The sequence below is a fragment of the Pseudomonas sp. dw_358 genome, assembly GCF_018449655.1.
Taxonomy (GTDB): Bacteria; Pseudomonadota; Gammaproteobacteria; order Pseudomonadales; family Pseudomonadaceae; genus Aquipseudomonas.
In genome coordinates this window covers 1-12,972 of the sequence record NZ_JAAVUX010000020.1, presented here as the reverse complement: position 1 = coordinate 12,972, position 12,972 = coordinate 1, and the positions used below count along the sequence as shown (strand labels likewise).

Sequence of the window (12,972 nt, the reverse complement as noted above, 5' to 3'; positions counted from 1 at the left end):
TATTCAAGAATGCAGCGGGGGTCAGAATCGCAGGGCGTGGCGGGGATTGGCCAATGCGTTGGGTTTGGGGTGGGGTGCGTTTTGTTTATGGGCTGTCTTGGGTCACCGGATTGGCCTTCAAATAGGCCAACAGATCCGCGACCTTCTGCGCATCACTTAACCCCCAGAACTGCATCCGCGTCCCGGACACCACGCCACTGGGGTCTTTCACAAAAGCGGCCAAGGTATCCGTCGACCAGACGATCCCCGAATTGCGCATGGCATCGGTGTAGTGATAGCCCTGCGCCGTGCCCGCCTTGCGCCCGAACAGGCCGTTGAGCTGAGGGCCGAACACATTGCGTGCATTGCTGCCGATGGTGTGGCAACGGGTGCAGTTGCTCTCGAACACGGCCTGCCCGGCCGTCGCATCGCCGTCGGCAACGGCGGCCAGTGGGGTCAAGGCCAACAGCAGAATCAACAGGTTGCTTTTCATGGATCGATTCCCATCACGGCTCATCATCAATTTGCATGATCTTGTTAATCGTTATTCGGAATTATTCTTTAGCGCAGCTTGCAGGCAGGATTATGCCATCTCAGCCCGTCCTGGAAAGGAAACCTCATGAATATCAACTTGATAATTGTCTGCACCATCGTTGTTTCATTCGCCATTGCCTTGGTCCATGCCTGAAGTTTTTAGCCGTTGAGGACCGCTGGCGGGGAGGATCAGGCCGGAAATTTTGCTCTGCTGGACGGCCGTGAATCCGCTACGCTTGACCCACAGGGCACATTCCATGGATCAGGTGTCGCAGTGGCGGAGTCGCGAGGTTGCCGGTGAGCAAGAGGGGTGAAGTGAAACTGACCCGCTGGAGCCTGTTGGCGCTGGCGTCCGGGCTCGGGCTCAGCGTGCTGGTTGCCTGTCTGGTCGGCTATTCGAACCGTGACTACACCCAACAGGCGGTGAGCGTGGCGGCCAGTGAAGCCGCCGACGCTATCGTCAGCCGCCTGCGCCTCTACCAATACGGCCTGCGCGGCGCGCGTGGTTCGATCCTCACGGCCGGCGCCGACAAGATCGACCCCGAGGTGTTTCGCCGCTACAGCCAGAGTCGTGACCTGGACGAAGAGTTTCCTGGGGCGCGCGGTTTCGGTTTCGCGCGCCGCGTACCCGCCGACCAACTTCCTGACTACCTGCAACGCCAACGCACGCGCATCCAGCCGGACTTTTCCATCACCCAGCTAGGCAGTCATGCCGGCGATCTCTACGTCATCGAGATGGTCGAGCCGATGGCGCTCAACCGCACCGGCATCGGCTTCGACATTGCCTCGGAAAAAAACCGCCGCGAAGCCGCACAGGCGGCCATGAGCGCCAACGAGGCGCGGCTGACCGCGCCGATCACCCTCTATCAGGACAAGGGCCACCCCGAACAGTCCTACCTGCTGTTGATGCCGGTTTATCGCACCAGTACGGCCCCCGCCACGGTCGAGGGGCGCCTGGCCGAAGGCCTGGGCTGGACCTATGCACCGTTGCTGATGGAAGACGTGATCGGCAGCCTGCACCTGGACCGCGATACCTTGCGCGTGAGCCTGCGTGACATTACCGACCCCGACAACCAGCCCCTGCTCTACGCCGATGCCTCCGCCTTCGAGGCCGTCGCCAGCGCCACCAGCGAACAGCAGCTGTTCGGCCGGCGCTGGCGAGTGGAGGCACGGGTCGGCGAGCGTTTCGTGCGCGGCCTGCATCTGGTGTCGCCCTATGCCGTGATGGGCATCGGCACCCTGCTCAGCGTGCTGCTGGCCGCCTTTCTCACCGCCAGTCAATTGGGCCGCGATCGCCGGCAACAGGTCCAGGCGGCGCGCAGCCTGATGGCGGCCATCGTCGAAAGCTCCACCGATGCCATCATCACCAAGTCGCTGGACGGCCACATCACCTCCTGGAACCGCGGCGCCCAGGCGCTGGTGGGATACAGCCAGGAAGAAGCCCTGGGACAGTCCCTGGCCCGGCTGCTGGTGCCCGAGGCGCTGCTCAATGAAGAACGTGAGGTACTGGCCCGCGTTGCGCGCAATCAATCAGTGCAGTTGCCCAACACCCAGCGCCGGCACCGCGACGGCCACCTGGTGGACGTCTCGGTGTCGGTCACGCCGATCCATGACGCCGTCGGCCAAGTGATCGGCGCGTCCACCAGCATGCGCGACATCACCGCCCTCAAGGCCAGCGATGCGCGCCTGCGCGAGCTCAACAGCCACCTCGAAGAACTGGTCATCCAGCGCACGGCCGAGCTGACCCAGCTCAACCTGCTGTTCGGCAATGTCTTCCGTTCGTCCTCCAAGGTGTCGATCATTGCCACGGACTTGTCCGGCACCATCATCATCTTCAACCGCGGCGCCGAATACATGCTGGGTTATGAAGCCAGTGAACTGGTGGGCCAGGCCACCCCGGCGATGATTCACTTGCAAAGCGAAGTGGAGCAACGCAGCGAAGAGTTGTCTCGGCGCTACGGCTTTCCGGTCCGGGGTTTTCGCGCCCTGGTGCACCGGGCCGAGACCCACGGCTCCGACACCCGCGAATGGACCTACGTGCGCAAGGACGGCACGCAAGTGCCGGTGTCGCTGGTGATCACCGCGATGCGTGACGAACACGGCACGCTCACCGGCTATGTCGGCATCGCCATCGACATCACCGAGCGCAAGCACGCCGAACAGCAGCTGGCCGCCAGCGTCGAGCAGATGCGCCAGCAGCACAGGGAATTGACCACCCTGCGCGATCACCTGCTCATGGCCACCGAGATCGCCGAGCTGGGTATCTGGACCATGAACCTGGTGAACAACACCGTGCACTGGAGCGAGCGCATGTGCGAGCTGTACGAGCTCGATCGGCTGATCACCGATGGCGACGAGAGCTACGCGTACTGGTACTCGCGCCTGCATCCGGAGGATGCGGCGGCGATCGCGGCGCGGCTCGACACCGCCATCGAGGGCGCCGCCACCTACGACTCGGTGTTTCGCATCGTGCGCAACGACGGCAGCATCACCTACATCCAGTCGGCGGCGAACGTCGAACGCAACGCCGAAGGCCAGGCGGTGCTGGTCACCGGCATCAACCGCGACATCACCGCGCGCCACGCGCTGGAGGCCGGCCTGCTGCACGCCAAGGAACAGGCCGACGCCGCCAGCGCAGCGAAATCCTACTTTCTGGCCAACATGAGCCATGAAATTCGCACGCCCATGAACGCCGTGCTGGGCATGTTGCAACTGATCAGCAACACGGCCCTCAATGCCCGCCAGCAGGATTATGTCGGCAAGGCGCAGTCGGCCGCCCGCTCGCTGCTGGGCATTCTCAACGACATCCTCGATTACTCGAAGATCGAAGCCGGCAAGATGCAGATCGACGTGCACCCGTTCGAACTGGAGAGCCTGATGCAGGACCTGGCCGTGGTCATGGCCGGCAACGACACCACCGGTACCGTGGAGGTGGCTTTCGACCTGGACACCCGGGTGCCCCCCACGCTGATCGGCGACAGCCTGCGCCTGCAGCAGATCCTGATCAATCTGGGCGGCAACGCGCTGAAATTCACCCAGCAAGGCCACGTGGTGGTCAGCGTGCAACTGCTCGAACGCGAAGGCGACCACGCGCGGCTGCGCATTGCAGTCACCGATACCGGCATCGGCATCCAGGCCGATCAGCTGGAGCGCATTTTCGAGGGATTCTCCCAGGCCGAACCCTCCACCACTCGCCGCTTCGGCGGCACGGGCCTGGGCCTGGTGATCAGCCGGCGCCTGCTCAACCTCATGGACAGTGACCTGTCCGTCGACAGCGAGCCGGGCCTGGGCAGTCGCTTCTGGTTCGACATCACCTTGGGCGTGGAGCCGGTCAGCGAGAAACCCGGGATCCCCGCGCAAATCCGGCGCGCGGTCAAGTTACTGGTGGTGGATGACAACCCGGTCGCCGGACACATCCTGTTGCGCACCCTGCTAGGCATGGGTTGGCAGGTGGATTATCTGGCCAACGGGCATCAGGCGCTGGCGCGGATCATCACCGCCCAGAAAGCGGCGACGCCTTATGACGTGGTCCTGATGGACTGGAAGATGCCGGACAGCGACGGCCTGGCCACGGCGCGGCAGATCCACGATCAATGCGTGAGCTTCCCGCCGCCCGTGATCATCATGGTCACCGCCTACGGCCGCGAAGTCCTCGCCGACGCACGGGAAGCCGGCGACCCGCCGTTTGCCGAGCTGATCACCAAACCGGCTACGCCCCGCCAGCTGCACACCACCATCCTGCGCGCGCTGCAGGCCAGCCCCGGCGAGCTGCCGGAGCTGCCCGCCGTAGCAACGCCGGCGGCACGACTGGAGGGGCTGCGCCTGCTGGTGGTGGAGGATAATGCCTTGAACCGCTTCGTGGCCCAGGAACTGCTGCGCCGCGAAGGCGCCGAAGTGGCCTTGGCCGAGGGGGGCTTGCAGGCCCTGGAGATGGTCGGTATCAGCGAAGCCCGGTATGACCTGGTCTTGATGGACGTGCAGATGCCCGATCTTGACGGCCTGGAAGTCACCCGACGGTTGCGGAGCAACCCTCGTTTTGCGACGTTGCCGATCATCGCCATGACCGCCAACGCCTCGCAGTCCGATCGCGACGCGTGCCTGGCGGCGGGGATGAACGATCACATCGCCAAGCCCATCGACATCAATCACGTGGTCGAGGTCCTGCGCCGCTTTACGCTGCCCCTGCTGCCCGACACCCAAGGGGTGGCCAGCGTGCCGCTGGAGTCCGAGGACACCATCATCGACCGCTTCGGCGGCGACGGTGATCTGTTTCGCGGCGCCCTGGGGCATTACGTGGTGGAGATCGGTCATCTGGTGGCGGCCCTGGAACAGCATCTCCAGGTCGGCGATCGGCGCGAGGCTGCGGACGTACTGCACTCGATCAAGGGCTGCTCCGCCACCATGGGCGCCAAGGCGCTGGCCAGCCTCGCCGGCCACCTGGAGCCGCGGGTGCGCGAGCAACCCCTGGCCGAGCCGATGAGCGCGCTGATCGACCTGCCGGCCCTGCACCTGCTGGCCGATGACAGCCTGCGCGAGCTGCACCAGCTGGCCCAGACCTTCCCGCCGGCGTCGTGAGGGTATCCGCGAAGGGCGGCGGCAGAAATTTCTGATAGCCTGTGGCGACCTACGCAAGGACACTCTCGCCATGCAACAGTCGCTCAAATCCGCTCACTCCGGCGCCGTCATCTGGCTGACCGGCCTGTCTGGCGCCGGCAAGTCGACCCTGTCCAACGCCCTCGCCCAGACCTTGCATTCACTGCACTATTCGCACTACGTGCTCGATGGCGACCGGCTGCGCGAAGGCCTCAATGCCAACCTCGGTTTCTCCCCGGCCGATCGCACTGAGAACGTGCGCCGCGTCGGTGAAGTCGCCGCGCTGTTTGCCGATGCCGGGCTGATCTGCATCGTCGCGGTCATCTCGCCCTATGCCGCGGACCGCGCCACTGCCCGTGCCGCCGCCGAGCGCATGGGCCGCGCCTTCCATGAAGTGCACGTGGCCACCGATCTGGCCACCTGCGAAGCCCGCGACCCCAAAGGGCTGTACCGCCGCGCCCGCTCCGGCCAACTGCAGGGCTTCACCGGCATCGACGCCCCCTACGAGATCCCGCAGGCGCCGCAGTTGCGGGTGCAGACCGCCGCGCAGAGTGTCGATGCCAGCGTCATGCGCCTGGTGGACTACGTCAAACAGCATTGCCCGCTGCTATAGTCCCTCCCGAACGCGCGCCCCTCTTGTCCAGGACGACACAGGAAAACACCATGAGCTCAACCCCCGAGGTCAATGCCCTGTGGCAACTGGCCCAGCACCAACAGGACAGCGGGCAGACCGAGTTGGCCGAGCAGAACTGGCGCCGACTGCTGGCCCTGCAACCGAACTTTCACCCGGCGTGGCATGGTTTGGGCCTCCTGGCGGTCAATGCGAAGAACCTCGCGCTCGCCGCGCAGTTCATCGAACACGCCGTAGCCCATGCTGAAGATCAGGGCCTGTATTGGCGCAATCTCGGCGAGATCCGCCGGCGTCTCGGCCAACTGCCCGGCGCCGTAGACGCCGCCCGACGAGCCTGCGAACGGCTGCCCGACGACCCCCTGTGCTGGTACAACCTGGGCCTTGGCTACGCCGACCAACACAGTCTGGACCTTGCCGAAAAGGCTTACCGCCGGGGCTTGCAACTGGCGCCCGGACACGGCGCGGCCTGGAACAACCTGGGCTCGGTGCTGGAGCAACGCAACCAACCCGGCGACCGCGCAGAGGCCCGGGCGGCCTATGCCAAGGCCGTGGACCTCGACCCGCAGCACGCCGAAGCGCAGAACAATCTGGGCGCGCTCTACAGCGAACAGGGCGACATCGACGCCGCTCGCTGCTGCTTCGAGGCGGCAATCGCGGCGCGCAATGATCTGGTGGCCGCACACTACAACTATTCGTCGCTGCATACCTATCGTGCGGACGATCCACACCTGGCCATGCTCCAGGGCCTGCACGGGCACCGCGAGCAATGGCCGGTGGAGACCCAGGTCCGCTATCACTTCGCCCTGGGCAAGGCGCTGGACGACGCCGGTGCCTTCGACCAGGCCTTTGCCGCCTACGCCGAAGGCAACCGCCTGCAACATGGCCGGCTGGGCTACGACGAGGGCCAGGCCGATCAGGTCCTCGCGCAGATCCTCGATACCTTTACCCCAGCGTTTTTTGCCGCGCGCCAGCAGCGGCCTCGACCGGTGGTCGACGGCCAGGTGCCGATCTTCATCGTCGGCATGCCCCGCTCGGGCACCACGCTGCTGGAGCAGATCCTCTGCAGTCACCCCGATGTGCACGGCGCCGGCGAGTTACCGGACCTGGGCACGGTCATCCTCGAGGCCCTGGCACCCCACGCCTACCCCCAGAGCGTCACGCAGCTGGACGACGATCAGTTGCACCAATTGGGCAAGGCCTACCTCAAGCGCCTCGCCACACTGGCCCCGGGCAGTCGCTTCATCACCGACAAGATGCCGGCCAACTTCTTCTACCTGGGCTTGATTCACCTGGCCCTGCCCCACGCGCGAATCATCCACGCCCAGCGCGACCCGATGGACTCGTGTTTCTCCTGTTATTCGCGGCTGTTCAACGAAACCATGGGGTTCGCCTACGACCAGCAGAGCCTGGGCCGTTATTACGGGCGCTACCGGCAGTTGATGGCGCATTGGGACCAAGTCCTGCCCGACGGTACCGTGCTGGACCTGGCCTATGAGGACCTGATTGCCGACCCCGAGGCCCAGGCGCGGCGGGTCCTGGCGTTCGTCGGCCTGCCGTGGGACCCGGCCTGCCTGGCCTTCCACAAGAACCCGCGCCCGGTCAAGACCGCCAGCGTGGCCCAGGTGCGCCGGCCGCTGTACAGCACCTCGGTGGCGCGCTGGAAACATTTCGCCCGACATTTGCAGCCGCTGTACGCGCAGGTAAAGGACTGGCGCAATGACCACCCAGACGAGCCTGAAGTCTTGCACGGCATGGCTCAAGCTGAAGCCGAGGTCCTGCACCACCAGGGCATCGCCTGTTATCACCAGCAGCAGTTCGACGACGCATTGGTGCTGTTCCGACAGGCCATGCGGCTCGATCCCGGTGCCGGCGCCGTGCACAACAGCATCGGTTTCGCCCTGCAGGATCAGGGGTACACCGAGGCGGCCCGGGACAGCTTTCAGCGCGCCGTGGACCTGGCACCGGAGCTGGCCATGGCGCGACTGAATCTGGGGCTGGCGCAACTCAAGCTCGGCGATTGGGTCAACGGCTGGGAGCATTACGAGGCCCGTTGGACCGGTTCGGCCGAAGCCGCCCGCGAGGCATTCAAACGCCCGGCCTGCCCGCTGCCGCAATGGGCTGGCGACGAGGAAGCGGGGCAGAGCCTGCTGGTGATCATCGAGCAGGGCTTCGGCGATACGTTCCAATTCGCACGTTACCTGGCCTTGCTCGGCGAACGCTTCGCCCGGGTGGGGCTGGCCAGTTCGACGCCGGTGCTGCGGTTGATGCAGGACTCGTTCGGCGACAAGGTGGTGGTCTTCAACGGCCTGCCCGCGCATTTCGACGGCTGGGACTGGCAGTGCCCGCTGATGTCGCTGCCACGGGCGTTCGCCACCCGCCCCGATACCGTGCCCGCACACGTACCGTACCTGAAAGTGCCCACCCCGGCTCATACCTTCTGGCAGGCGCGACTGGCCAGCGCCGCCCCCGGCCGCCTGCGCATCGGCCTGGCCTGGGCCGGGCGTGCCGATTACCGCTACAACGACCGGCGCAGCCTGGCGTTCGAGCACCTGCAACCTCTGTTCGAAGACCCACGCATCAGTTGGGTCAACCTGCAGAAGTGGAGCGCCGAGCAGGTGCCGGTGATCCCGGTACCCACGGTTCAATGGCTGGACTGGACCGCTGACCTGGGAGATTTCGCCACGACCGCAGCGCTGGTGGCCAATCTGGACTTGATCATCTCGGTGGACTCGGTGTTGGTACACCTGGCCGGCGGCCTGGACGTTCCCGTGTGGATGCTGGACCGCTTCGACAACGAATGGCGCTGGCTCAAGGACCGCCTGGACAGCCCGTGGTACCCGCGCCTGCGCATCTTCCGCCAGCCTGGTTTCGGCCAGTGGGCGCCGGTCATCGAGCGGGTGCGCGATGCACTGCAGTGCCTCTCGGTGCCGCAGCGGTGAGGCGCCGTGCCCTGCTGGCCGCGCTGCTGAGCCTGACGGCCTGCGCCGGGGTGCCCGAGCATGCCGTGCGCCAGCAGACCGCCGACAGCCTGGCCCGACAGGCCGGCTGGCAGCCGGTGAGCCTGGGCACCCGTACCTTCAACCTGGCCGCCTGGGCCAGCCCCAGCCGCGGCGCATTGCTGACGGTGTACATCGAAGGCGATGGCCTGGCCTGGATCACCGCCCAGTCACCTTCCGACGACCCCACTCCGCTGGACCCTGTCGGTCTGCGTATGGCCGTGGCCCAACCCACGGGCGCGGTCGCCTATCTCGCCCGCCCCTGCCAGTACAGTGGCCTCTCTGACGCCCGCTGCCAGCAGGGATACTGGACCGGCGAGCGCTTCTCCGAGCCGGTTATCACCGCCAGCAACGACGCCATCGACCAGCTCAAGCAGCGTGTCGGTGCGCGCCGGGTGCTGTTGGTGGGATATTCGGGAGGCGGCGCGGTGGCCACGTTGCTGGCGCAACGGCGGCATGACGTGGTCGCCTTGGTGACGGTGGCGGGCAATGTCGACCCGGTCGGCTGGACTCATCTGCACCGCGTCACGCCGCTGGCCGGCTCGCTGGATCCCATGGCCGCTCGCGAGCGCCTGACCCATCTGCCGCAATGGCATTTTGTCGGCAGCCGAGACAGCAACATGCCAGCCTCCCTCGCCCAGGGTTTCGTCCAGGGGCAGCCGGCCGCTCGAGTGGTGGTGGTGGATGGCTTCGAGCACCACTGCTGCTGGGCCCGGGACTGGCCGAAGCTGGTGGCACCGGTGCTGAGGGCTGTCGGCAAGATTTCTGATGAGGCATACCCGCCTCTTCCTGGGCAGGCTTCGCTCCCCGAGATGTAACCGGCGGGCGCAGGGCTTGCCCGCAGGGAGTCCGGTCCGTTTTTACACCATTACATTGACGCTGCTGCGCAAGAATCCACCCATCTGACGAAATTCTGCCACTTGAGATTCGCCTCCACGCGCTCTGCCACGCCCTCTATCTTCGACTCTTCGGCGCAACCGCCAGTATTCCGCCACCATCCACGTCCGTCGGATGGTTTTGAAATGCCCCTGTCAGGACTTTGACATTTACTCGGCGTATGGCTATGAATGTGTCCAGCATGAAACCTTTCTTCATAAATAATTTACGCACAAGGATGTCGCTGCATGAACAAAGCCCACCGAGTTGTCTGGAGTGACGCCCTTCGTGCCTTCGTTGTCACCCATGAACACGCCAAGTCCCATGGCAAGGCGTCCTCGGCGCGCACGCTTATGGTCAGCGCCATCGCCCTTGCTGTGGCAGGGCTGGGCGGGTTGGCCGCACCCCTCGCGCTGGCTGCCGGCAATTGTGCCAACGGCGGCGCCACCACCATCGGCAGTGCCAACAGTGTGACCTGCACCCTCGCCGCCGGTGGCACGCTGAACATCAACACCAACGGCTCGATCACCGCCGTGCCCGCCGTGCTGGTAGGTGCCGGCGCCAGCACCGTCACCACCGGGTCGGTCAACAGCAGCTACCTGATCCGCAACAACGGCCTGATCGATGCCAAGGGCAGCGGCCCGGCGATTCTGTTGTCCAGTACGGCGGTCAGCGGCTCGGTGTTCAACTCGGCCGTGGGCACCATCACCGACACCACCTCCGGCATCAGCCTGGACCACGCCACCCTCGACGGCTTCATCCGCAACGCCGGCATGATCCGCTCCACCGGGACCGGGATCGACCTCTTGAGCTCGGTACTGGCTGGCAACCTGGACAACCGTAACGCTATCAGCGCCAACACCGGCATCCGCGTGCAGGACTCCACGGTCAACGGGCACCTGCTCGACAGCGGCAATATCAGCAGTAACAATTACGCGATCCTGGTCGATCAGAGCCACATCGTCGGCAATGTCCAAGTGTCCGGCAGCGCCGCAGCGGGCAAGACTGCGCTGACCTTGAGCAACGACACCGTCGGTGGCTCGGTGGTCAACAGCGGCAGCCTCTGGGCTCAGCAGACGGCAGTATTGATCGACAACACCCAGATCAGCGGCAATTTCCACAACACCGGCACCATCGCCGGTAGCAGCGGTATCAAGGTTCTGGATGGCAGCAGCCTGGGCACGCTGCGTAACGACGGCACCGTCACCGGCAACGATTTTGCCCTGCAGGTCAGCCAGTCCCACCTCAGCGGCGGCCTGACCAACAGCGGCGTGCTGAGTATCGTGGCGCCCAACTATGACGCCGCGCCCTACCCCAACATCGGCAACGGCCTGGACATCCAGCTGTCCAGCATCGCCAAAGACATCAACAACCGTGGCACCATCAGCGGTGGCAGCGTGGCCGGTGCGGGCGCACATATCGGTGGTTCGATTCTGGGCGGCAATCTGATCAACAGCGGCACCATCAACGGCGTCGATCAAGGCCTGCACCTGTACAGCAGCAGCCTCAAGGGGTCGTTGACCAACAGCGGAGTGATCAGCGCCAACAGCGACACCGGTGTCGGCCTGCTGTTGACCACCGACATCGTCCATGGCGACATCGCCAACAGCGGCACCATCAAGGGCGGCAATGGCCTGGAGCTGAACCGCACGTCCCTGGACGGCAACATCATCAACAACGGCACCCTCAGCGGCCAGTCCTCCAGCGCGCCCTACAGCGATGGCCTGCTGCTGTTGCAGACCGACACCCGCGGCGACATCATCAATAACGGCGCGATCAACGGTTTCTACAACGCCGTCGGCATCTACGGCAGCAACGTCGCTGGCAGCTTCATCAACAACGGCAGCCTGTCTGCCGGTGAAGCCTTCATCCTCAGCAACTCGACCATCAGTCAGAACCTGGTCAACAACGGCACGGCCGGTGGCCCTTTCTACAGCTATCAGCTCACCGGCAGCACGGTGGGCGGGCAGATCCGCAACACCGGCTCTTTGTCCGGCTCAGTGCTGGTGCTCAACGGCTCCAGCGTCGGCAAAGGCATCGTCAACAGCGGCACGGTGCAAGGGATGGGTCAGGCCGCTATCTATCTGACCGATTCGACCATCAAAAGCGGCGGCATCGCCAACAACGGCGGTACGCTGGAGAGCAACGAAGGCGGCATCACCGCGCAGAACAGCACCATCACCGGCAACATCGTCAACTCGGGCAGCATCGCTACCACGGGCAATTTCACCACGGCCAGCGTGGACGGCATCCGCCTGCAGAGCAGCACCCTTAACGGCGGTCTGATCAACAGCGGCTCGATCACCGGCTATGACGGCATCACCCTGCAACAGTCGACCATCATCGGCACCCTGGATAACAGCGGGGCCGTCAACGGCGGTTTTGGTGCCGCGTTCAATCTCAACAGCAGTTTGATCAAGGGCAACCTGATCAACGAACCCGGCAGTACCTTTGGCGGTCGCACCGGCATCGCCCTCAGCAACAGCACCATCACCGGCCAGTTGATCAACGGTGCCAACTCCGAAACCAAGTTCGGCAACCTGAGCATCAACAACAGCGTGATCTCCGGTGGCGTCACCAACAGCGGCAGGTTGCAGTCCGACGAGAGCAGCAACGCTATCCAGAACAGCACCCTCGGCAGTTTCGTCAACAGCGGCTACATCGTCGGTCAAGGGCCCAGCGTCTATCTGGCCAATGACCTAGTCACTGGGGATGTCAGCAACAGCGGCACGATGTTCGGTCTCAACCTGACCGGCACCACCGTCAAGGGTACCCTGTTCAACAGCGGCACCATGAGCGCCAACTACCACGGTCCGATCGACATCGAGGGCAGCTCCAGCCTGGGCGGCATCGTCAATACCGGCACCCTGACCAATGACGGCGCCCACGGGGTGCCTGGGCCGGCCATCGGTGTCTTCGACTCGACCATCGGCAGCGGCGGTATCGTCAACAGCGGTACGCTGGCGGGTGACGGCGGCATCCTGCTGTCCAATGCCACGGTGAACGCAACGGTCAATAACAGCGGGGTGATCAGCGGCAGCACCTATGGCTTGCAGGCGACCGGCAGCACGGTGGGGGCGTTGGTCAACAGTGGCACCATCAGCGGCGGCCAGTACGCGGTGTTGTCCAACGACAATAGCATCAGCCAGATCGAGATTGCCGGCAACAACACGGCGGTGTTCAGTGGCGAGGTCCATGCGCCTTCCGCCACCGTCGACCTGGTCAGCGGCGCCACCTACACGATGAACAATGGCAACCTGTTCACCGTTTCCAGCTTCGACAACCAAGGCACCCTGCGTCTGGCCTCCGACGCTACGGCCACCATCGCCGGCAACTACGAGCAGAGCAGCGCTGCGACCCTGA

The 12,972-nt window shown here is 64.8% G+C and carries 6 protein-coding genes; 5 read left to right on the top strand and 1 reads right to left on the bottom strand.

The window, feature by feature from the left end; genetic code table 11:
• Positions 1 to 85 precede the first annotated feature (85 nt).
• The gene (locus HB675_RS22290; RefSeq protein WP_213881314.1) at positions 86 to 472 is read right to left on the bottom strand and encodes a cytochrome c family protein; all 387 of its coding nucleotides are present in this window, start codon (positions 470 to 472) and stop codon (positions 86 to 88) included.
• A 356-nt stretch (positions 473 to 828) separates the two neighbouring features.
• Between HB675_RS22290 and HB675_RS22285 the strand changes: the two genes are divergently transcribed.
• The 5 genes from HB675_RS22285 to HB675_RS22265 form a co-directional block, all read left to right on the top strand.
• On the top strand, positions 829 to 5,088 hold the full coding sequence (locus tag HB675_RS22285; protein WP_213881313.1) for a PAS domain S-box protein: 4,260 nt from the start codon (positions 829 to 831) through the stop codon (positions 5,086 to 5,088).
• A gap of 70 nt (positions 5,089 to 5,158) precedes the next feature.
• The gene (gene cysC, locus HB675_RS22280; protein WP_213881312.1) at positions 5,159 to 5,719 is read left to right on the top strand and encodes an adenylyl-sulfate kinase; all 561 of its coding nucleotides are present in this window, start codon (positions 5,159 to 5,161) and stop codon (positions 5,717 to 5,719) included.
• Positions 5,720 to 5,769: 50 nt separating this feature from the next.
• The gene (locus HB675_RS22275; protein WP_213881311.1) at positions 5,770 to 8,676 is read left to right on the top strand and encodes a sulfotransferase; all 2,907 of its coding nucleotides are present in this window, start codon (positions 5,770 to 5,772) and stop codon (positions 8,674 to 8,676) included.
• Positions 8,673 to 9,551 (top strand): alpha/beta fold hydrolase, encoded by an 879-nt coding sequence (locus tag HB675_RS22270; RefSeq protein ID WP_345945793.1) that lies wholly within the window; start codon positions 8,673 to 8,675, stop codon positions 9,549 to 9,551. The genes HB675_RS22275 and HB675_RS22270 overlap by 4 nt, the downstream gene beginning before the upstream one ends.
• Positions 9,552 to 9,857: 306 nt before the next feature.
• A partial coding sequence (locus HB675_RS22265) for an ESPR-type extended signal peptide-containing protein (RefSeq protein WP_213881310.1) occupies positions 9,858 to 12,972 on the top strand: 3,115 nt, incomplete at its 3' end.